The organism is Collinsella sp. AM44-11 (genome assembly GCF_003467145.1).
Classification (GTDB): Bacteria; Actinomycetota; Coriobacteriia; order Coriobacteriales; family Coriobacteriaceae; genus Collinsella.
Window position 1 is genome coordinate 217,474 of sequence record NZ_QSFE01000002.1, and the last position, 20,948, is coordinate 238,421.

A 20,948-nucleotide genomic window follows, 5' to 3' on the forward strand; every position below is an offset into this window, starting at 1 on the left:
TTCAGCCAAGAACTGCATCGTCCCGTATGAGCGCGTACGCCGTGCCGGGACATTGCTGTCAAAATTCCCTGCGCGAGACCTGCGCAAGAAAGGATTCGTTATGTCCGTCCGCATTATTACCGATTCCGCAAGCGATATGTCGCCGGCGGAGCACCCCGCTCTGCGTGTTCTGCCGCTGTCCGTCACCTTTGGCACCGATGTGTATATGGATGGCGTCGACATCGATCACCAGCGCTTTTACGAGATGCTTGTGGAGCGCGATGAACTGCCCAAGACCGGTCAGGTCAACCCGTACGCCTTTTCGCAGGCGATTGCCGAAGCGCGTGAGGCCGGCGATGAGGCCGTGATTATTACCGTGGGTGCCAAGCTCTCGGGCACCAACCAGAGTGCTCGTACGGCACTTGCCGAGGCGCCGGGCGGCGACATGTTCGTCGTGGACAGCAATAACGTGACCTTGGGCGAGCGCGTGCTGGTCGAGTATGCGCTGCGCTTGGTGGACGAGGGCCGTAGTGCGGCCCAGATCGCGGCGGCCGTCGAGGCCGTGCGCGACCGCGTGGTGGTTATCGGCCTGCTCGAGACGCTGGAGTATCTGGTGCGCGGCGGTCGCCTGTCTGCTGCGGCCGGCGCCGTGGGCACGCTGCTCAACGTGAAGCCCGTTGTAGCCGCCGAAGACGGTCTGATCGTGCAGCTGGGCAAGGCGCGCGGTTCCAAGAACGGCCGTAACCTGCTCAACCAAAAGGTCGAAAAGGCAGGCGGCATCGACTTTTCCATGCCGCTGGCGCTGGGCTATACGGGCCTTTCGGACGCTGTGCTCAAGAAGTACATCGAGGACAGCGCCGCGCTGTGGGCCGGCCATGCCGAGAGCGAGCTGCCCATCCACACCATTGGCGCCACCATCGGCACCCACGTGGGCCCCGGTGCCGTAGCCGTAGCCTTCTTCCGCCCCGCCAACTAGCTTTCCGGTCAAAACCACCATAAAGGGGACAGGCACCTTTGTGGTGGTTTATGCTGGTTTCGGTTGAAAGGAGCATGCGATGGCGTCTGAGAGCTTTTTCGAGCGGGTGTACGAGGTAGTCGAGCAGATTCCCGAGGGGATGGTCGCCACCTACGGTCAGGTGGCGCTGCTCGCCGGTCGCCCGCGAAGCGCGCGCTATGTGGGCTATGCGCTGCACAGCAATCCACGCCCTGGTCAGATTCCCTGTCATCGCGTGGTGTTTGCCGACGGCCATATCTGTGAGGGTTTTGCCTTTGGCGGCCCCGATGCTCAGCGTGAGCTCTTAATGGGGGAGGGCGTGACGTTTACCGATCCCATGCACGTCGACTTGGCCGCCTGTCGCTGGCCAGCAGGGCTCTAGCGGCTTTGCCGTGGCTAAAACCACCACGAAGGTGCCTGTCCCCTTTGTGTTGGTTTTCCGTTGCAGGTTTACCGGGGCTAACTTATGGAGAACGTATGACGGCGCGGTTTGACGCTACAGAGTAAACCACGGTGAACTATATTGTTTTCAGCAACGGAGCAGGCAATAGGCGATGAAAAAGCCTGCCCTGTTGAGTTTGATTCGCATTCCTCCCCTCTGTGCGATTCAACGGTGTACTTCGGGAACAGGCCCGCTGGCAACTAACTGCCAGCGGGCCTGTTCCTGTTTGTCGGGGGAGTGCAATGGGCAGAGCCGAACCGGTCGGGCACCAAAAAGGCGGACGCCGTAGCGCCCGCCCTATAGCAATCGAAAGTTCTAGCCAGCAGATCGATCTAGTACACCATGCCCATGGCGTCCTGAACCTCGGCCAGGGTCTGCTCGGCAATCTCGTTGGCGCGACGGTTGCCCTCGTGCAGCACGTCCTTCACATAGTCCAGATCGTTCTCATAGCGCTGACGACGCTCGCGGATCGGCGCGAAGTACTCGTTGACGGCCTCGGTCACGTACTTCTTGAGCTGGCCGGAGCCGCCCATGCCAATCTCCTCGGCAATCTCGACCTCGGAACGGCCAGTGCAGATGGCGGCGGTTGAAAGCAGGCCGGACACGCCGGGGCGGTTCTCGGGATCGAACGTGATCATGCGCTCGGAGTCGGTCTGGCTCTTCTTGATGCGCTTGGCCGTCTCCTCGGCGGTCATCGAGATGTTGATGGCGTTGCCGTAGCTCTTGCTCATCTTACGACCGTCCAGGCCGGGCAGCAGCGGGGTCTCGGACAGCAGCGCGTCGACCTCGGGGAACACCTTGCCGTAGCGGTTGTTAAAGCGGCGGGCGATGGTGCGGGTGAGCTCGATGTGCGGCAGCTGGTCGCGACCAACCGGCACCACGTTGCCCTTGCAGAACAGGATGTCGCAGGCCTGGTGCACCGGGTAGGTGAGCAGAAGGCCGGTGAGCTCGTGGCCCGATGCCTCCATCTCGGCCTTAACCGTGGGGTTGCGCGCTAGCTCGGCCTCGGACACCAGCGACAGGAACGGCAGCATGAGCTGGTTGGCGGCGGGCACGGCGGAGTGCGCGTAGATCATGGTCTTGTCGGGATCGATACCGCAGGCAAGGTAGTCCATGACCATGTTGTACACGTTGTCCTGGATGTGCTCGGTGGTGTCGCGGTCGGTGATGACCTGGTAGTCGGCGATGAGCACGTTGGTCTTGGCGCCCATGTTCTGCAGCTCCACGCGGCCCTTGAGGGTGCCAAAGTAGTGGCCCAGGTGCAGGCGGCCGGTGGGGCGGTCGCCGGTAAGCATGGTGAACTTTTCGGGCGTCTTGGCCAGGCCCTCGCGAATGGCGTTGCTTTTTTGCAGCGCGACTTCGTAGCTGTTCTCGTTTGGCATGATTGCTCCTAACGTATGTTCATGGGTCAAGATGATAACGCGTTTATTGGAGGGGCGGGGCGTAAGCAGGAGAGGGGCGGAAGAGGGGCAGCTCGTGCGATGGGTGCGGCGCGGCTGCGCTTGGCCAGCGGTGCCTGGGTATATCCTCGGCAGCTTACCCTAGAGCTTGTGGTGGCGCTCTTCCTTACGTTCCTCGGCCGCCTGCTCCTCCTGCTTAAAGGCGGGGTCGTCGGGCGTAATGAGCTCATCCTCGTGCGTGCGCTTGTTGTAATGGTGGCGCAGCACGGGCTCAAACAGGTGAAGGTGCTTGGCGAAGGCCGCCGAGCCAATGGCGAGCACGGTAAAGATGAGCACGCGCATGGGCACCTCGACCTGGTTGATCGCGGCGGCGCCGGCCGAAAGCATAATGCACCAGGCGTAGATGAGCAGCACAGCCTGCTTTTGGTTGTAGCCCTCTTGGATCAGGCGGTGGTGGATGTGGCCCTTGTCGGCCTGCCCGATGCTAATGTGGGCGCGCTTGCGGCGCACGATGGCGCTAAACGTGTCGATGATGGGCACGCCGGCAACGATGAGCGGGATGATAAGCGAGGTGAGCGCGGCGGTGCGGCTCACGTTGAGTAGCGAGATGGAGCCTAGCGCAAAGCCCAGAAGCAGCGACCCCGAGTCGCCCAAGAAGATGCTTGCGGGGTTGAAGTTGTAGCGCAAAAAGGCCAGACAGGCGCCAAAGAGCGCAATGGAGAGCGCGGCGGCGTCGATGCGGCCCGAGAGAACGGCCATCGAAAACATGGTGAACGACGCGATGCCGCAGATGCCCGTGGCTAAGCCGTCGAGGCCGTCGATGAGGTTAATGATGTTGGTGAATGCCACCAGATAGATCACGGTGATGGGGTAGGCGAGCCATCCGAGCATGATTTCGCCGGGGGCAAACGGGTTGACAATGACGCCGATGCGCAGGCCACCCACGCAGGCGATGAGCGCAGCGAGGACCTGTCCGGCCAGCTTTTGCTTGGGCTTGAGCTGGATGACGTCGTCGATAGCGCCGGTCGCAAAGATGACGGTAAAGGAGAGCGCCAGCATGGGATAGCTAATGTGAAGGCGCGGGTGCGGCACCAGGACGGGCGGCCAGCCTAGGTGCCAGGTGCCTAGGATTTGCACAATGCAGGCAACGACCAGGCCCAAAAACACCGCCGTTCCGCCCAAACGCGGGATGGGCTTGGTGTTGATGCGGCGCTTGGAAGGATAGTCGACGGCGTCGAGCTTAATTGCCAAGCGCTTGACCAGGGGCACCATGAGGAAGGTCGTGATAAAGGCCGCCGCTGCCACGCATAGGTACGGTATGTAGCTCGGGGATGAAGCCATGAATCTAAAAACCGCCAAGCGTCGAAGGAAAAGGTCAGAAGAACGCCATGCGCAAAGGGCATAGCCGAACCATGATACTCGACCACGGGGGGTGCATGGAATTGCATGCAGCGATAATCACGCGCTTACCAGATATTGGGATGTTGTCGATGGCTTGTCGGGATACCGGCGGGGATCCATATGGGCTGTAATGGTGGTTTTCGGCAAATGAAAACCACCCCCCACGTTACGAAAATGAACCCACCTAAAACAGGTGGGTGCCCTCATCGACTGTTCCAGCGTCCTTAACAACGAAGGATACCTGTACTAGGTACGACTGTGTGGGCTCCCTAAATAAACGCGACGGTTCACCCAGTTGCTCCGCGGGGGGCGGAATACCTACATCATAAAGCGGCACTTTGTCGATTCCAGTCTTGACATTATAAAAATCGTGTCGGACGATTACGGCGCCTTGGGCTCGAGCCGTCTGTGCGGTTGGTCCCTTTACGTTTGAGCTGCTGAATCATTGTTTTGGAGCATGTTTTTATGCCGACGTCGTTGACCGAACTTTTTTCGCCCGCCTGCCATTTGTGTCCGCGCCGTTGCGGTGCGGCGCGCGACGAGGGCACGCGTGGCGTGTGCGGCGCCGACAACACGCTTAAGGTGGCCCGCGCAGCGCTTCATATGTGGGAGGAGCCGCCTATCTCGGGCGAGGCCGGCTCGGGTACGATTTTCTTTAGCGGCTGTTCGCTCAAATGTATCTACTGCCAAAACCACGAGATCTCGACGGGCAATTTCGGTCTTGAGATTTTGCCCGAGCGTTTGGTCGAGATTATGCTGGAGCTGCAGGACCAGGGCGCCAATAACATCAACCTGGTAACGGCGACGCACTATGCGCACCTGTTGCCTGCCGCGATTGCCGCGGCACGGACGCGCGGGTTGGTCATCCCAATTGTCTACAACACGAGTGGTTACGAGCGCGCGAGTGCCGTGGCGGCGCTGGGCGACCTGGTCGACGTGTGGCTTACGGACTTTAAATATGCCGATGCCGGGCTTGCTCAGTCGCTTTCTCATATTAAGGACTACCCGCGCGTGGCCGTGTCGGGTCTGGCCCAGATGGCGCGCGAGATTGAGCGCCGCGGGGGAGAGCTGGTAGACGAGGACGGGCTCATGAGGCGCGGCATAATCGTGCGTCATCTGGTGCTGCCGGGGCATGCGGACGATTCGTGCCGCGTGTTGGACCTGGTGTGGCAGACGGTGGGCGACGTGCCGATCTCGGTCATGAACCAGTACACGCCCAATGCCCTCATGCGCGAACAAGGCGGCGACCTGGCGCGCGCCGTGACGCGCGAGGAGTACGAGCAGGTGCTCGACCATGCCGACGACCTGGGCTTTACGACGATGTTTTGGCAAGAAGGCGGCGCGGTAGACGAGAGCTTTACCCCGGCGTTCGATACCACCGGTGTTCTTACTAGTGCTCAAACCAGCTAATCTGGGACGAGGCTCTTTGAGTAGTCTTTTTGGGACGGGGCTGTTTTAGCTACCCCTGCCGCTGTTCGACCAAACCGTTCGCGTTGTCTGTCGGGGTAGCTAAAACAGCCGCGTCCCAAAAAGACTGGGTATTGGGCGTTGACAGTTGGCGAGCCGTAGGTAAAATATCAACTTGTCCTGGGGACGTAGCTCAGTTGGGAGAGCGCTGCCGTCGCATGGCAGAGGCCGAGGGTTCGACTCCCTTCGTCTCCACCCTTGGATTTGATAAGCCGCTGACATTGTGTCGGCGGCTTTTTTTAAAAGAAAGGGCTGTACCATGGCCAAGCTTGAGTCCCAACCACTGTCTGCCGAGGAACGCGCCGAGTTGGAAGAGCTCCGCGCCGAGAAAGCTCGTCGCGAGGCCCAGGAAGAGGCACGCCGCGAGCGTGAGGAGCTGGCCGCCCTGCGTGCCGAGCGCGAGAAGGCCGAGGAGGCCGCCGCGAACGTCGCCCCCGCGCCCAAGCCCGCCGCCGCGAAGCCCGCGCCCACCGCACCTAAACCTCAGCCTAAAAAGGTCGCTCGTTCCAAGTCCGTCGAGCCCAAGCCGAGCCGTGACGAGATGACCTTTGCCCAGCGCATGGTTACCTCCAAGGAGCCTACGGGCGAGAACGAGATCCCTGGCATGGCGCCGGCTCAAAAAATCATCATTGTCCTTGCCCTCATCGCGTTTGTCATCTTTATGGGCTACACGATCCTGACCAGCATGGGCCTGCTCTAGCCCATTCGCGCTGGGTGCCATGCCCGATCACTCTGCCCTTTTCCAACCCTCAACCTCTGCACAACGCATCCGAAAGGTCGCCCCATGGCTTTGACCGACATCTCGCATCCCACCGACATTGCAATGCTCACCGATCTGTACGAGCTCACTATGGCCCAGGGCCTGTGGGAGAGCGGCAAGGCCAATGAGCAGGGTTGTTTTACCGCGTTTTACCGCGACCATCCTTTTGGCAGCGCCTATGCCGTCATGTGCGGCACCGCCGAACTGCCCGAGCTGGTCGAGAATCTGCGCTTTACGCCCGAGGACATCGACTACCTCGCCTCGCTCCAGGCCCCGGCCGGCGGCGCGATGTTCAAGCCTGGATTCCTCGACTACCTGCGCGATTTTCGTGCGCATGTAAACATCGACGCCGTGCCCGAGGGCGAGCTCGTCTTTCCGCGCGAGCCCATGGTTCGCGTCACCGGCCCCGCGCTGGAGTGCCAGCTGCTTGAGACGGCGCTGCTCAACATCGTTGGGTTCCAGACGCTTGTCGCCACCAAGACGGCGCGCGTGGTGCTGGCGGCGGACGGCCGTCCCGTTGCCGAGTTTGGCCTGCGCCGCGCTCAGGGTCCCGATGGCGGCTTGGCCGTCGCGCGCGCGAGCTACGTTGCCGGCTGCTCCTCTACGTCCAATGTGCTCGCCGGCCGCCGCTACGGTATTCCCGTCTTTGGCACGCATGCGCACAGCTGGGTGATGAGCTTCGATTCCGAGCTCGAGGCCTTCCGCGCCTTTGCCAAGTCGAGCCCCAAGAACTGTACGCTGCTCATCGACACCTATGACGTGCGCGAGGGCTGTGAACATGCCATTACGGTTGCCAAGGAGATGGAAGCGGTGGGCGAGCGCCTGTCGGCCATTCGCATCGACTCCGGCGACCTCGCCAAGCTCTCTAAGTATGTGCGCGGCCGTTTTGATGCCGAGGGCCTGCCCTATGTGGGGATCTCGGTTTCTAACGATTTGGATGAGTACACGATTCAGTCGCTGCTCGACCAGGGCGCGCCCATCGACAGCTTTGGCGTGGGTACCAAGCTTGCGACCTGCTATGACCAGCCGGCGCTGGGCGGCGTGTACAAGCTTTCCGCCCGCCGTGCGAGCGAGGCAGATCCATGGACGCCGGTGGTCAAGCTCTCTGAGCAGCCATACAAGCGCACGATCCCGGGTGTGCAACGCGTGCGCCGTTATTACGACGGCTTTGGCGGCCCGGTCTGCGACATGATCTACGACGAGGACCATCTGGCGGGGGAGGGCGCCGCGCGCGGCAATACCCTTGTGGCCGTGAACGATGCCGCCCTGGTGACCGACGTGTCCGAACTCGAGTATCGCGAGCTGCTGGTGCCGATCGTGCGCGATGGCAGTGCGGTGGCTCCGCGTGAGAGCATCCAGGACGCGCGCGAGCGCTGTGCTTGGGCGCTCGACCATCTGGACGCAGCTTTCAAGCGCTTCCTGTACCCGCAGACCTATGTGGTGGGTATGGAGCAGGGCCTGGCTCAGGTGCGCGACGAGCTCGTGCGTAAGAACATGGCCGCGGCCTCTGCCTTTCCCTGGGCTCACTAATTCCTTGGGCGGTAGGGGCGAGTCACGCTTCCCTGGCCGCCGGCTCGGCCGTTCGCTGAACAGTTGATTGGTTTGACGTATGACGACTTCTTATAAAACGATGGTGGTAAAGATCGGTTCGTCCACGGTGGTGGGCGCCGACGGCAAGGTCAACCGCGCCTTTATCGGCGGGCTTGCCGACCAGGCCGCAGCGCTGCGCGAGCTTGGCTGGCGCCTGATCGTGGTGAGCTCGGGCGCCATTGCCTGCGGCTATCCCGTGCTGGGCTTCGACCGTAAGCCGGTCGGCGACCTGCCGAGCCTGCAGGCCTGCGCCTCGGCCGGTCAGTGCATCATCTCGTCGGCCTACGACGAGGAGTTCCATGCGCGCGACCTGCTCACCTCGCTCGTGCTGCTCACGCGTCACGACACGGCGCGCCGCACGTCCTACCTGCACGCGCGCGACGCCCTGCTGCGCCTGGTGGAGCTGGGCGTGGTGCCGGTCGTCAACGAGAACGACACCGTTACCGTCGATGAGATCAAGTTCGGCGACAACGACACGCTGGCGGCGCTTGTGAGCTGCCTGGTTTCTGCCGATCTGTGCGTGACGCTCTCGGACATCGATGGCCTCTACACCGCCAATCCGCATGAGGATCCGACGGCCGAGTTTATCCCGGTCGTGCATAAGATCGATGCCAAGATTATCGCCTCGGCGGGCGATTCTTCCACATCGGTGGGTACGGGCGGCATGATCACCAAGATTCGCGCGAGCCGCATTCTCATGACGGCGGGCATTCAAAGCGTGATTTGCTCGGGCGAGGAGCCCGATGCGCTCGTGCGTCTGGCCCGCGGCGAGAGCGTGGGTACGCTGTTCGATCCGCCGGCGGAGCGCCTGGACATTGCGCCGCGCAAGTTGTGGATCGCACTGGGTGACAAGGCGCATGGCTCGGTGACGGTCGATGATGGCGCCGCGAAGGCGCTGGTCAGCCGCGGATCGTCGCTGCTCGCGGTGGGTATTCGCGAGGTCGATGGCCAGTTTGCCGAGGGCGATGTGCTCGACGTGTGCGACCCGAGCGGCATGGTTGTCGCCCGTGGTATCGCCGAGGCCGATTCGGACGTGCTGGAGCTTGCAGCCGGCCGCCGCCAGGACCAGATTGCCAGCAACCGCCTGCTCGCAGACCTGGCCGAGAAGCCCGCGATCCATAGGGACAACTTGATAGTGTTCGCCTAACCAATTGACGCTGCAAACGCCCCTAAGCGGCAATCTGACGTTCAATCGTCGGGCATGACCAAAAGGTCAATGCCCTCCTCTTTCACGTCACCTTGCTCGCTTAGGGGCGTTTTCGCTTTCTGTCCTCTACCAGCGGCATTGTCGTTGCCGGCACTTGGGGACGTTCCTATTGTGCCGGCAGACGGGGACACTCCTTTGCTAGAAGATCTGGCGCAGGTCTCCGCGGTTGAGGGCTTCGTCGAAGAGGTGCTTGAACACCACGCTGCCGTGCAAGCCGTCGTGCTCGAACTCGTTGGTCACCCAGGCATGCGAGTTGCCCACGCGGCTGAGCGTATCGAGCTGCATGCCCGAGTCCACGTACATGTCATCGAAGTACACCGCGGCCTGCAGGGGCACCTCGTTGCACGCCAGGCGCTGCGGGTCGTAGATCTTGTCCCAGCTTGTGTCTTCCATAAGCAGATCCATCGCCGGCTTGAAGGGCTTAAGTTCGGGCATCTGCTCAAACATCCACGGGAACATGGCCTCGCCGGTAAACATGAGCGGTCGCGTGAGCGTGTCGAACTCGGCACGATGGGCCTTCTCTTCTGCCGCGGCCCAGCGAATGGGCATGGTGTCGCCGTCGGCGTAGATGAACTCCTGAAGCGTCCAGTACAGCGGATTCGTGCGCGTGTTGGTGCGCTCGAAGGCGCGCATCAAAAAGCTGTCGGATACCGAGGCGCCGCAGGCCAGCGTGCCGTCGCCGTCAACAAAAGCATGATCGATAATCCAATGCATGCGCTCAAAGCTCGGCTTCATGCCAAAGTCGCTGCCCATGAGCTGCAGGCGTTCGACCGTCATCGGCGAGCCGTCGGGTAGCACGGGCTTTTGCTCCTTGAGGGCATCTGCCAGGGCCGCCACGCGCTCGACGTCGGCGGGGTAGCGGTTGTAATACTGCTGCGTCTTGGCAGCCATGCGCGGGAAGGTGTGCGCGTAGACCTCGCTTGCGCTCGCCGGTACGTGGGGGATGCCGCCGCAGGTAAAGCTTGCCGCCACGCCCTCGGGGAAGAGCGACAGGTAGCTCAGCGTCAAAAAGCCGCCGTAGCTCTGCCCGAGCGTGACCCAGGGCCTGCCGCCAAAGCCCACCAGGCGCAGGTACTCAAAATCGCGCACGATGGAGCTGGCGAGGTGGCGCTTGAGGAAGTCCGCCTGCGAGCGGTCCGCATCGGCGCCGGCTGCCTCGGCGCGATCGCCCAAGGTGGCAATCGTGCGTCCGTCCACGCAGCTACTGCGTCCGGTGCCGCGCTGGTCGGGCAGGACCACGCGGAAGTGCTTGACGGCCTCCTCGATCCAGCCATCGCTTGAGGGTGACAGCGGACGCGGGCTCTCGCCGCCGGGGCCGCCCTGCAAAAACAGAAGCAGCGGCAGATCGTCGTTGATGCGGTCGGGCGCGCAAACCACGCGGTAGAAGAGCTTGATGCTCTCGGGCGCGCCGGCGATTGGTGCCGGCATAGCGCCGCGGCGCATGGTGCTGCCGACGGCTAGGAGCATTGGCTCCAGGCCGCGCCAGTCGAGGGGGACGTCGATGCTGTGGTCCTCGACATACAGGCCGGGGACGTGGTACGAAGTAATGAGGGCCATGTGAGTCTTCCGTTCGTTGCGGTGTTTCGGGTTGACCAATTCTACCGCCGCGGGCGAGGCCATGCGCAAATCGGCTACCATGGTTGCAAACTTCTAGGAGAAAGGGCCGTCCATGTCGGTCGATATAGCCACGTATGTCCACGATCTTGCCGTTGCCGCTAAGGCAGCGTCGGCCTCGCTTGCCACGGCGAGCGACGAGCAGCGCCAGGAGGCCGTGCGCGCCATGGCCGCAGCACTGCGCAACGGTATCGACTCCATCGTCGCCGCCAACGAGCTCGATATGTCCGCTGCGCGTGATGCGGGCACCTCGGTCGGATTGCTCGATCGTCTGCTGCTGACGCCCGAGCGCGTCGAGGGCATGGCCGCCGGCCTGGAGAAGCTCGCCGAGCTGCCCGATCCCGTGGGCCGCGTGCTCGATCACCGTGTGCTCGCAAGCGGCGTGGACCTCACCCGCGTGAGTGTGCCGCTGGGCCTGGTTGCCATGGTCTACGAGGCGCGCCCCAACGTGACGGCCGATGCCGCGGGCATCTGCATCCGCACCGGCAACGCCTGCATCCTGCGCGGCGGTTCGCTGGCCTATCACTCGTGCGCCATGATTGCCGAGCTGCTGGCCGATGCGCTTGAGCCCCAGGGTTTCCCGCGCGAGGCCGTCTCGATGATCGAGTCTACCGACCGCGAGGCCACCGGCGAGCTCATGAAGCTCCGCGGTATTGTCGATGTGCTCATTCCGCGTGGCGGTGCGGGCCTGATCCAGCGCTGCGTGCGCGAGTCGCTTGTGCCGGTGATCGAGACGGGCACAGGCAACTGCCACATCTACGTGCATGAATCCGCCGATTTTGACAAGGCGCTCAACATTATCGTCAACGCTAAGACGCAGCGCGTGGGCGTGTGCAATGCCGCCGAGTCGCTGCTGGTCGACCGTGCCGTGGCGGATTCGTTTTTGCCGGCGGTCGTTGCCGTGCTGCACGACCACGGCGTGCTGATTCACGGCGACGAGGCCACGTGCGCCGCATGCGCCGATGCCGGTCTTGCCGAGGACGACGACTACGTGGCCGCGACCGAGGAGGATTGGGGCCGCGAGTACCTGGCGCTCGAGATGAGCGTGAAGGTCGTGGCGAACGAGGATGAGGCCATCGCGCACATCAATCGCTACGGCACCATGCACTCCGAGGCCATTGTTGCCGAGGACACGGATGCCTGCGAGCGTTTCCTGGACGCGGTCGATGCCTCGGCCGTGTACGCCAACGCCAGCACCCGCTTCACCGACGGCGGCGAGTTTGGTCTGGGTGCCGAGATTGGCATCTCGACCCAAAAGCTCCATGCCCGCGGCCCCTTTGCCGCCGAGGCCCTCACCACCTACAAATACAAGCTCCGTGGCACCGGCCAGGTCCGCCCCTAAACCTGTTGCAAACGAAAAACCACCACAAAGGCGCCTGTCTCCTTTGTGGTGATTTTAGGTGGCGTGGGCGGTTAGGCCTGGAAGGTATCGCGATCGGGCGCGAAGGATTGCATGGCCGCGATGGTACGGTCGAAGAGCTCGGGAAGCTCCCAGCCCAGCATCTCGGCGCCCTGCGAAATCACGTCGCGTGAGCAGCCGGCGGCAAAGCGCTTATCCTTGAACTTTTTCTTGAGCGACTTGGTCGTAAAGTCCATGACGCTTTTGCTCGGACGCATGATCACGGCAGCACCGATTAGACCGGTGAGTTCGTCGCAGGCAAACAGGATCTTCTCCATCTGCAGCTCGGGCTTGGGCAGCGAAGAGTTGAAGTCGGACGTATGCGTCTGAATTGCGCGGATGAGCTCGGGCGATGCGCCCTCGTCCTCGAGGATCTCGGCCGCATAGATGGTGTGGTTCATGGGGTCATCCTCATGCTCCTCCCAATCCAGGTCGTGCAGCAGGCCGACGATGCCCCAAAACTCCTCGTTCTCGGGGTCGAACTCGCGCGCAAAGTAGCGCATGGTGCCCTCGACCGTCTCGCCATGGGTGATGTGGAACGGGTCCTTGTTGTGCTCGTTGAGCAGTTCGAACGCGCGGTCGCGGGTGATTCCGGCGGTAAGCGGCTCTGCCATAAGAGACTCCTTGTGCTCGTGGGTATCGCTAAGAATGAATACTACTGGAACGACTAGAACGAAAAAACCACCACAAAGGTGCCTGTCCCCTTTGTGGTGGTTTTTGGCGCGGATGGGTTAGTTGAGGGCGGCTTGGGCTAGGCGGGCTTCGGCGTCCTCTTCGGTGACGCCCAGGGCCACGGCGAACTCCTCAATGGAGCGGCGCTTGGCCTCCTTGAGTACGCGCATGTAGTAAGAGCTGGGCTTTTTATCAGCTTCCTCGGCCTGGCGAATGCGGTGCATCATGGTCTTTGCCACGCGGACCGTCTCGGGCGCGCCCAGCTTGAGCTGCTGCTTAAAGTGCGTCTCCTCAAGCGAGCTGTTACGCTCGGTAAAGGTGTCGCACTCCAGCTCGTCATAGTGGCTCAGCAGGTGCTCGGCATCTTGCTGGGAGATGGCGGCATGCAAACGATCGGCCTGCGCCACGGGGTACATGAGGATCGTCTGCGCATGTCCCTGCTTGGTCTCGAGCAACAGCATGGGCTGCGGCGTGTCGTCCCTAAAACCGACGACGGTGCAGACTCCCTGACCCGGATGAATGACGTGTTGACCGATTGAGAACATGCTACCTCCAACTTATACGAATTTACGTATGTCTAGAATAACACGCTGACGTGCGCAAACCCTTACTTTATGCAGGAAAAGCACACAATTCTGATAGGTAAGAGTATTCGATAACAGACGCAGCTCATTCACACCTTTATGCATTTTCAACGCCTGCATAATCTGCAGGCAGACCGGCATCTTTGAGTGACTCCATGCAAGCTGTAGTCATTTTTGTGCATATGCAATATCTATTAGCTTTACCCTGCGACAGTGCCCGTCGCTTGTGATAGAGTGCTACAAACTCTGGCTTTTGCCCTACGAGTGACCAAGAGCTCGGGGGCTTTAACACAAGGAGGATCTATGCCCGAGAAGATTGAAGAGCTGGTACGCGCTGCGCTTGCTGCGGCCCAGGAGGCCGGCGACCTTTCCGCATTTGAACTTGACGATTGCGCTATCGAGCGACCGGCTGACACTTCTCATGGCGAGTGGACCTCTACCATGGCCCTGAAGTCCGCCAAGCTGGCCCACTGCGCCCCGCGCAAGATCGCCGAGGTCATCGTTGCCCATATGCCCGAGGACCCCGCGATCGAGAAGGTCGAGATCGCAGGCCCCGGCTTCATCAACTTCTACCTCTCCGTTGCCGTCAAGAATGCCATCTTTGGCGAGGCTCGCGAGAAGGGCATGGACTTCGCTAAGTCCAACGTCGGTGGTGGCCTGAAGACCCAGGTCGAGTTCGTTTCCGCCAACCCCGTCGGCCCCATGCACATCGGCCACGGCCGCTGGGCCGCGCTGGGCGATTCGCTCTGCCGCGTTATGGACCACGCCGGCTATGAGATCCAGCGTGAGTTCTACATCAATGACCACGGCTCTCAGATGAACACCTTCGGCAACTCCATCAGCACGCGCTATATGCAGCTTGCCGACATCATCGCCAAGCAGGGCGTTGATATCGACGAGGCTCACAAGCTGCTGATCGCCGACCGTGACGCCTTTGTTGCCGACGAGAACGACGAGCACCCCGAGACCCATCCGTATCAGGACAACTTTGCCGAGACCTTGGGCAAGGACTCTTACGGCGGCGACTACATCATCGACGAGGCCGCCGAGTTCTGGCGCACCGACGGCGACAAGTGGGTCGACGCCGATCCGCAGGAGCGTATGGAGAGCTTCCGTGAGCGCGGCTACGTGAAGATGGTCGACAACATGCGCGACCTCTGCCACGCCGTCAATTGCGACTTCGATCGTTGGTACTCCGAGCGCTCGCTGTACGTGAAGGACACCGAGGGCGAGACCGCCGGTACCTCTGCCGTCGACCGCGCTTTTGAGAAGCTCGACAAGATGGGCTACCTCTACACCAAGGACGGCGCCCTGTGGTTCCGCTCCACCGACCTGGGCGATGACAAGGACCGCGTCCTGATCAAGTCCGACGGTGAGTACACCTACTTCGCCTCCGACGTTGCCTATCACTGGGATAAGTTCCAGCGCGTCGACCACGTCATCGACATCTGGGGTGCCGACCACCACGGCTACATCGAGCGCGTTCGCTGCGTCTGCGACGCTCTGGGTTACCCCGGCAAGTTTGAGGTTCTGCTGGGCCAGCTCGTCAACCTGCTGCGTAACGGTAAGCCCGTCCGTATGTCCAAGCGCAAGGGCACCATGGTGACCCTGCAGGAGCTCGTCGACGAGGTCGGCTCTGACGCCGCCCGCTACACGCTCATCTCCAAGAGCTCCAACCAGATGGTCGACTTCGATATCGAGGCCGTCAAGAAGCGCGACAACTCCAACCCGGTCTATTACGTGCAGTATGCCCACGCCCGCGTATGCTCCATCCTGCGCCGTGCCGCCGACGTTACGCCCGAGCAGGCCGACGAGATGGGCATGAAGGCCGTTGCCGCCAAGGCCATCGGTGAGAACGTCGATTACTCGCTGCTGACCGACCCGACCGAGCTCGCCCTTTCGCGCAAGCTCAACGAGCTCACCGACCTGATCGCCAGCTGCGCTCGCGATCGCGCTCCGTTCCGTCTGACCCACTTTGCCGAGGAACTCGCCGGTGACTTCCACAGCTTTTACGCTGCCTGCCAGGTGTTGCCGAGCGAGGGTCGTCCCGTCGACCCCGAGCTTTCGCGTGCCCGTCTGGCCGCTTGTGATGCCGTCCGTGTGACGCTCGCCCTGGTGCTCACCCTCGTTGGCGTTTCCGCGCCCGAGCAGATGTAATCTGCGGGTCATTTGACCGTGTAGGTTTGGTTTAACTGAGCCCTATAAGCCCGATCTCCTACGGAGGTCGGGCTTTTTTCGCAAACGCCGACGTATTGATGAATTTGGAACTGCTGGAAATGCGAAACTATGCCGGTTTACTACGATGAATTGAGGAATTCTAACCACGCCGGCTTTTTGCTAAAAAGTGCAAGGCATCTACCTGCGGTTTTAGTTCAACAAGTTTCGGAGTGGTCGCGGTTGAGCGATTCATCGTAGTAAACCGCCATAGTTTTGGCGGAGGCAGTCAGATTTGTGGGTGGCAAACAAAGAGTGTCCCTTTTGACTAGTCGTTTAAGAACGTCCCCCCAATGACTAAGTTGCAGGTGGCGGCGGTTGTGTTACACTAACGCTGCGTAGTTGACGCAATCATCTCGATACATATCAATGATGTCCGTCGTTTTGAACGGAACTAGACTGTTTAGCCGCCCTGAAGGTTTATGCAGGGAGCATGTGATCACAGGGCTTGAAAAGAAAGTTGAGCAAACACTGTGTCTGATCAACAGCAAGAAAACGAAATAACGACGACGCAGGCCGCTCCCGCTGTACCGGTTGCGTCGGACCAGGTCGCGGCGCCCGCGCAAGCCTCGGCTCCTGAGACGCCTAAGGCTGCTTCGACGCCTATGCCTGTAGCGGCTGAGAAGGCCGTGCCTGCAACTGGTGAGGAGGCTGCTCCGGCAAAGCCCAAGCGCCCGCGCCGCACGGCCAAGCCTGCCGCTGACGGCGAGGAGGTCACCAAGCCAAAGCGCCGTACCACGCGCACGACGCGCGCCGGGCTCACCGTTGCAGCTGACTCCTCGGCGCCGATTTCCGATGAGGTCGCGCAGGCACGTGCGTTGGCGCAGATTAGCGAGGCTCAGGTGGTGCGCGCCCGCCGTCGTGCTGCCGAGCGCGAGGCCGCGGCTCTGACCGAGCTTGCAGCTCCGTCTGTGCCCGAGACGCCTGCCGCCACCGAGACTCCTGTCGCCGACCAGCCGACCGAGAAGCCGGTACCGCGCACACGCCGTCGCACGGCTGCTAAGGCCGAGCAGGTTGCTGAACAGGTAACCCCCGAGCTCACTGAGGCTTCGGTCCGTTCCGCGGCAGGGGAGGGCACATCGCCTGTTGAGCCCGCTGCGCCTGTCGAGGCCAGCGAAGTTCCCGTTGTCGATCCGGCTTTGCGCCCGCACCGTCGCGGTCGCAAGCCCAAGGCCTTTGTCGAGGCCGAGAAGGCCGCAGCCGCAGCCGCCGCCGCTCGGGATGCTGCGGCGACTGCCAAGTCCTCAACTGCTGCCGATGCACCCGTCCAGGATGCCACGACTTCCGAGGCCGTTTCTGCCGATGCCGAGCCCGCCGACGTCCGTCCCGGTCGCAGCCGTCGCACTGCTGCTAAGCGCACGTCCAAGGCTAAGGCTGCCAAGAAGGGTGCGTCCGAGGATTCCGCCGAGACGACCGCCGATGCATCGACTAATGCCGTCGAGCCCCAGGACGTCGAACAGCCTGCATCCGAGAAGCCCAAGCGCGGTCGCAAGAAGTCCGTTAAGGTCAAGGCCGCCGAGCAGCATGCTGATGTCGAAGCGCAGGTTGATTCTGGCGCCGAGGCCAATGACGCCGCTGCGGCCAATGTTGACACCACCGCAACCGATGGTGCCGCCCCCGCCGAGGGCGAAGACGGCACTCGTCCCAACCGTCGCCAGCACAAGCGCAACGACGAGCGTAAGGACGACCGCAACAACGACCGTCGCAACCGCCAGCGCGATCGCAAACAGCGCAACAAGGAGCGTAATGCCGCTCCCACCGAGCCCACGCTTTCGCGCGAGGAGCTCGCTGCCATGAAGGTCGCCGAACTTCGCGAGAAGGCCAAGGAGTTCGAGATCGAGACGACCGGCAAGAAGAAAGCCGAGCTCGTCGAGGAAATCTACGTCACCGCTGCGAAGGCCGAGGGCTTCCGCGACATCAAGGGCATTCTGCAGATTCGCCCGGACAGCTCCGGCATCATCCACGCCCATGGCTACATGAAGTCCAACGACGACGCCTTCGTGCCCGCCTACCTCATCCGCTCCGCGCGCCTGCGCACGGGCGACGTCATCGAGGGCTCGCTGCGTCCTTCGCGCGGCGGCGACAAGCGCGCCGGCCTCGCCAAAATCACGACCGTCAACGGTCTGGACCCCGAGCAGATTCGCAACCGTCCCAAGTTCGGCGACCTCACCCCGGTCTATCCCAACGAGCCGCTGCGCATGGAGCACGGCAAGGACTCTATTACCGGCCGCGCCATCGACATCGTGTCACCGATCGGCAAGGGCCAGCGCGGCCTGATCGTGTCCCCGCCCAAGGCCGGCAAGACCACGATCCTCAAGAAGATCTGCCAGTCTATCTCGATTAACAACCCCGAGGTGCACCTCATCTGCCTGCTCGTCGACGAGCGCCCCGAAGAGGTCACCGATATGCAGCGTTCCATCAAGGGTGAGGTTGTGGCGTCGACCTTCGATATGCCTGCCGACAACCACACCCGCGTGGCAGAGCTCGTCATCGAGCGCGCCAAGCGCATCGTGGAGCTGGGTGGCGATGTTGTGGTGGTGCTCGACTCCATCACGCGTCTTGCCCGTGCCTACAACTTGGCGGCGCCCGCCTCAGGCCGCATCCTTTCGGGCGGCGTCGATTCGGCGGCCCTGTATCCGCCCAAGCGCTTCCTAGGCGCAGCCCGCAATATCGAGAACGGTGGCTCGCTCACCATCCTGGCCTCTGCCCTCATCGACACCGGTTCCAAGATGGACGAGGTCATCTTTGAGGAGTTCAAGGGCACCGGCAACATGGAGCTTAAGCTCGACCGCGACCTGGCCGACCGCCGCATCTTCCCGGCTATCGACCCCGTTGCCTCCGGTACGCGTAACGAGGATCTGTTGGTCGACGAGCAGATGCGTCCGTTTGTCTTTGGTCTGCGTCGCATTCTTGCCGGCATGAACAACACCGAGCGCGCGGCCGCATCGTTTATTAAGGGTCTTAAGGGCACCAACACGAACCAGGAGTTCCTGGTGCGTTCGGCCAAAAAACACAGCGACTACGAGCAGACGTTCTAGGTTGTCATCCACGCGCTGCGATAGTCATCAATGCGATAGAGGGTCGGGGCTTTGAGCCTCGGCCCTTTTCCATAGCGCCGCTCCGCGCTTATTTTTGACCGTAAGACCGACGAGCAGCAGGTTTCCCGTTTCAATCCGACATCGTCGCTTGCAATCGGAGGGTCGGTTTCGCATAATAACTTTTAAGCTTCGCGACGGAAAACGCAGATGAAACGAACCATATACCGTTGCTTTGGGGCATAGCCCCGCTTCATCTTCTCTCGCGCAGCCAACTGAATGATGCGATTTGGGTGCTGGAAGATGGGGAGAGCTCATGGCTTCTTCTGATGCAACACAACGAGCAGTCCTTGCCGGACTTTCGTGTGGGATCGGCCTTGCCGCTCCCGTGGTTATGTATGCCGCGACGCTGCCGTTTTCGTCGGTGAACGAGACGGTTGTCGCGGGCGCTGTTCCCTTTGCCGTCGGTGCGGTGGCGGGCGTGGGCATCTATGCCGCCTCGCTGGGTATCTCCGAGTACCGTGCGCAGCGTGAAGAGCGTCTGTTCCAGCCCGATGCCATGGGCGGTGCCGCCAATCTCAATCAGCATCAAAGCGAGTTCAAGACCGCCTCGATTCCAGCTCAGCAGCAGGATGCGACTCCATATGCTGCCGCTTCTGCTTCTCAGGCTCAGTCGGAGCAGTCTACCTCGGCATTCCTTTCCGGCCTGACTGGTGCGTTCCAGCGCCGTCATGCCGATGATGGTGTCCCTACCATCGCTCGAGCCGCAGATGCTATGGACGAGGCCGAGGCTTGGTCCATGATCGACAGCATGCTCGACGACGATTCGCCGGTTAGCTGCGACCCTGCGCGCTCGCGAGACGTCTATCAAGTCGCCATCGACGAGCTCACCAACGGCGGGCAGACTGGCTCCTTCAATCGCGATGACATCGCCGCCGCGGCACGCGCCGTGTCGGGCTCCCAGGCCGCCCCTGCGGGCAGCACGGCGGCTTTCGTGGCACTCGTTGCCAACGCGGCAGCCAATAACGCCTACAGCGCTACCTCGGCGGACGCGAACGCTTCTGCCGATAATTCGTACGTTGATGAAGACATGACCGCGGACGAGGAGGCCGTTGCCGCCCGCCGTGCCGCCGAAAGCTCGCTTTGGGGCGCTCCTGCCCAGCAGCAGGCGGCTGAGGCTGCGCCGTACAACGCAAACCTCGCCAGCATGCCTATCATCTCCGGTGTCGCGGACATCGATCTCGATGACCTCGATGAGCCTGCGGCCATCACCGCATCGATTGATGCCCAAGATCGCATCGACACCGGCGACCTTCCGGATGCCTCGCTCGAGGTTGATGTCCCCATGGCTGATTACTCGGGCCACGAGGACATGTGGGCCGCCGCCACCGCGATTCTGGATGAGATTGACGAGCCTGCTCCTGTTGCAGCCCCCGCTCCCGTCGCTGCCCCTCAGCCTGCTGCCCCCGCCTATGTCGGCCGTCACAGTGCTGTGTTCCCCGAGGATACCGCCCGTATCTCGCGCGAGGGCATCGAGCGGGCCGAGGCTATTGCCGCCGGCATTATGGAAAATCGTCGTCACGAGCGCGTCAATCAGATCCTCGAGGAAGAGATCGAGCGCCTGCAGTCCTCTACCGCCAAGCGTACGGGCCGTGCCTATCTGAGCGTTATCGAGGGCGGTACCGCCAGCTTCGCGCCGCTCCGCGCGGAGGCATAACTTCTGCATGGTTAGGATCAATCGAAAATGGGCGGTCGTGACCTGCCTGATGGCGCTCTTGATCTGGGGCAATTCGCTGGTTCCCGGCTCGGGGTCGGGCTCGCTGAGCCTAACGGTCATGGAAGCTATCCGCGGTTTCCTGCACGGCGTGGGACTTCCATATGCATGGGTGACCAACTTTGTTGTTCGCAAGTGCGCGCATTTTACCGAGTATACGGTGCTCGGCATCCTGGCAACGCATGCCTTTGATTATGAGGGGCGGCGCACCTTTGACGTGCTGCTGCCCACGGCGGTGTTCCTGCTGCTGATTCCCTCGATCGACGAGACGATTCAGCTCTTTGTGCCGGGACGTGCCGGCATGATCACCGATGTGATGATCGACTGCTGTGGAGCGGCAACGGGTGTTGTGCTCCGATATCTCTTACGGCCGCTGATGTGCGCCAAAAAAGCCGCCTAGGACGTATTGTTTGGTC

At 61.9% G+C, this 20,948-nt stretch carries 16 protein-coding genes and 1 tRNA gene; 12 read left to right on the top strand and 5 right to left on the bottom strand.

Translation table 11 applies throughout. The features are described from left to right. The first annotated feature begins 100 nt into the window (after nucleotides 1-100). Nucleotides 101-955 (top strand): DegV family protein, encoded by an 855-nt coding sequence (locus DW943_RS02345; protein WP_117862063.1) that lies wholly within the window; start codon nucleotides 101-103, stop codon nucleotides 953-955. A gap of 79 nt (nucleotides 956-1,034) precedes the next feature. Continuing rightward, entirely contained in the window at nucleotides 1,035-1,355 is a 321-nt protein-coding gene (locus DW943_RS02350) for an MGMT family protein (RefSeq protein ID WP_117862064.1), read from the top strand. A gap of 392 nt (nucleotides 1,356-1,747) precedes the next feature. On the opposite strand, the gene trpS is transcribed toward DW943_RS02350, so the two are convergent. Both trpS and DW943_RS02360 read right to left on the bottom strand, forming a co-directional pair. Next, nucleotides 1,748-2,797 (bottom strand): tryptophan--tRNA ligase, encoded by a 1,050-nt coding sequence (gene trpS / locus DW943_RS02355; RefSeq protein ID WP_089572045.1) that lies wholly within the window; start codon nucleotides 2,795-2,797, stop codon nucleotides 1,748-1,750. A gap of 159 nt (nucleotides 2,798-2,956) precedes the next feature. Further along, entirely contained in the window at nucleotides 2,957-4,156 is a 1,200-nt protein-coding gene (locus DW943_RS02360; protein ID WP_117862065.1) for an MraY family glycosyltransferase, read from the bottom strand. A 525-nt stretch (nucleotides 4,157-4,681) separates the two neighbouring features. Here DW943_RS02360 and DW943_RS02365 point away from each other — a divergent pair. From DW943_RS02365 to proB, 5 genes are all read left to right on the top strand, one after another. Then, nucleotides 4,682-5,626 carry a radical SAM protein gene (locus DW943_RS02365; RefSeq protein WP_117862066.1) on the top strand — a complete coding sequence of 315 codons (945 nt, stop codon included), beginning with the start codon at nucleotides 4,682-4,684 and terminating at the stop codon, nucleotides 5,624-5,626. Between the two features lie 179 nt (nucleotides 5,627-5,805). Then, a tRNA-Ala gene (locus tag DW943_RS02370) sits at nucleotides 5,806-5,878 on the top strand. A 64-nt stretch (nucleotides 5,879-5,942) separates the two neighbouring features. Next, nucleotides 5,943-6,383 (top strand): hypothetical protein, encoded by a 441-nt coding sequence (locus DW943_RS02375; protein WP_099431890.1) that lies wholly within the window; start codon nucleotides 5,943-5,945, stop codon nucleotides 6,381-6,383. 84 nt (nucleotides 6,384-6,467) lie between these two features. Next, complete coding sequence (locus DW943_RS02380; RefSeq protein WP_117583751.1) at nucleotides 6,468-7,973, top strand: nicotinate phosphoribosyltransferase; 1,506 nt, start codon at nucleotides 6,468-6,470, stop codon at nucleotides 7,971-7,973. Between the two features lie 79 nt (nucleotides 7,974-8,052). Then, on the top strand, nucleotides 8,053-9,180 hold the full coding sequence (proB, locus tag DW943_RS02385; protein WP_089572036.1) for a glutamate 5-kinase: 1,128 nt from the start codon (nucleotides 8,053-8,055) through the stop codon (nucleotides 9,178-9,180). Between the two features lie 198 nt (nucleotides 9,181-9,378). Here proB and DW943_RS02390 read toward each other — a convergent pair whose 3' ends face one another. After that, complete coding sequence (locus DW943_RS02390) at nucleotides 9,379-10,797, bottom strand: alpha/beta fold hydrolase (RefSeq protein ID WP_117862067.1); 1,419 nt, start codon at nucleotides 10,795-10,797, stop codon at nucleotides 9,379-9,381. 112 nt (nucleotides 10,798-10,909) lie between these two features. Between DW943_RS02390 and DW943_RS02395 the strand changes: the two genes are divergently transcribed. Next, entirely contained in the window at nucleotides 10,910-12,196 is a 1,287-nt protein-coding gene (locus tag DW943_RS02395) for a glutamate-5-semialdehyde dehydrogenase (RefSeq protein ID WP_117862068.1), read from the top strand. Nucleotides 12,197-12,267: 71 nt separating this feature from the next. Here DW943_RS02395 and DW943_RS02400 read toward each other — a convergent pair whose 3' ends face one another. Both DW943_RS02400 and DW943_RS02405 read right to left on the bottom strand, forming a co-directional pair. After that, a complete protein-coding gene (locus DW943_RS02400; RefSeq protein WP_117758339.1) occupies nucleotides 12,268-12,867 on the bottom strand; it encodes an HD domain-containing protein in 600 nt (199 codons plus the stop codon). Nucleotides 12,868-12,984: 117 nt separating this feature from the next. Then, nucleotides 12,985-13,470, bottom strand: coding sequence for a CarD family transcriptional regulator (locus tag DW943_RS02405; RefSeq protein WP_022094807.1), 486 nt, complete (start codon nucleotides 13,468-13,470; stop codon nucleotides 12,985-12,987). A gap of 342 nt (nucleotides 13,471-13,812) precedes the next feature. On the opposite strand from DW943_RS02405, the gene argS reads away from it, so the two are divergent. The 4 genes from argS to DW943_RS02425 all read left to right on the top strand — a co-directional run bounded on the left by argS (nucleotide 13,813) and on the right by DW943_RS02425 (nucleotide 20,932). After that, a complete protein-coding gene (gene argS, locus DW943_RS02410; RefSeq protein WP_117635048.1) occupies nucleotides 13,813-15,666 on the top strand; it encodes an arginine--tRNA ligase in 1,854 nt (617 codons plus the stop codon). A gap of 530 nt (nucleotides 15,667-16,196) precedes the next feature. Continuing rightward, the gene (gene rho, locus DW943_RS02415) at nucleotides 16,197-18,761 is read left to right on the top strand and encodes a transcription termination factor Rho (RefSeq protein WP_370448066.1); all 2,565 of its coding nucleotides are present in this window, start codon (nucleotides 16,197-16,199) and stop codon (nucleotides 18,759-18,761) included. A gap of 313 nt (nucleotides 18,762-19,074) precedes the next feature. Beyond that, nucleotides 19,075-20,475: a hypothetical protein gene (locus tag DW943_RS02420; protein ID WP_147348617.1), complete on the top strand. Its 1,401-nt coding sequence runs from the start codon at nucleotides 19,075-19,077 to the stop codon at nucleotides 20,473-20,475. Between the two features lie 7 nt (nucleotides 20,476-20,482). Beyond that, on the top strand, nucleotides 20,483-20,932 hold the full coding sequence (locus DW943_RS02425) for a VanZ family protein (RefSeq protein ID WP_117862071.1): 450 nt from the start codon (nucleotides 20,483-20,485) through the stop codon (nucleotides 20,930-20,932). The last annotated feature ends 16 nt before the right edge of the window (nucleotides 20,933-20,948 follow it).

Coding starts and splice junctions, on each gene's coding strand:
- DW943_RS02380 (WP_117583751.1), top strand. CDS start 6,468: ATGGCTTTGACCGACATCTCGCATCCCACCGACATTGCAATGCTCACC.
- DW943_RS02425 (WP_117862071.1), top strand. CDS start 20,483: ATGGTTAGGATCAATCGAAAATGGGCGGTCGTGACCTGCCTGATGGCG.
- proB (WP_089572036.1), top strand. CDS start 8,053: ATGACGACTTCTTATAAAACGATGGTGGTAAAGATCGGTTCGTCCACG.
- DW943_RS02345 (WP_117862063.1), top strand. CDS start 101: ATGTCCGTCCGCATTATTACCGATTCCGCAAGCGATATGTCGCCGGCG.
- trpS (WP_089572045.1), bottom strand. CDS start 2,797: ATGCCAAACGAGAACAGCTACGAAGTCGCGCTGCAAAAAAGCAACGCC.
- DW943_RS02365 (WP_117862066.1), top strand. CDS start 4,682: ATGCCGACGTCGTTGACCGAACTTTTTTCGCCCGCCTGCCATTTGTGT.
- DW943_RS02350 (WP_117862064.1), top strand. CDS start 1,035: ATGGCGTCTGAGAGCTTTTTCGAGCGGGTGTACGAGGTAGTCGAGCAG.
- DW943_RS02360 (WP_117862065.1), bottom strand. CDS start 4,156: ATGGCTTCATCCCCGAGCTACATACCGTACCTATGCGTGGCAGCGGCG.
- DW943_RS02420 (WP_147348617.1), top strand. CDS start 19,075: ATGGCTTCTTCTGATGCAACACAACGAGCAGTCCTTGCCGGACTTTCG.
- DW943_RS02390 (WP_117862067.1), bottom strand. CDS start 10,797: ATGGCCCTCATTACTTCGTACCACGTCCCCGGCCTGTATGTCGAGGAC.
- DW943_RS02400 (WP_117758339.1), bottom strand. CDS start 12,867: ATGGCAGAGCCGCTTACCGCCGGAATCACCCGCGACCGCGCGTTCGAA.
- DW943_RS02375 (WP_099431890.1), top strand. CDS start 5,943: ATGGCCAAGCTTGAGTCCCAACCACTGTCTGCCGAGGAACGCGCCGAG.
- DW943_RS02395 (WP_117862068.1), top strand. CDS start 10,910: ATGTCGGTCGATATAGCCACGTATGTCCACGATCTTGCCGTTGCCGCT.
- DW943_RS02405 (WP_022094807.1), bottom strand. CDS start 13,470: ATGTTCTCAATCGGTCAACACGTCATTCATCCGGGTCAGGGAGTCTGC.
- argS (WP_117635048.1), top strand. CDS start 13,813: ATGCCCGAGAAGATTGAAGAGCTGGTACGCGCTGCGCTTGCTGCGGCC.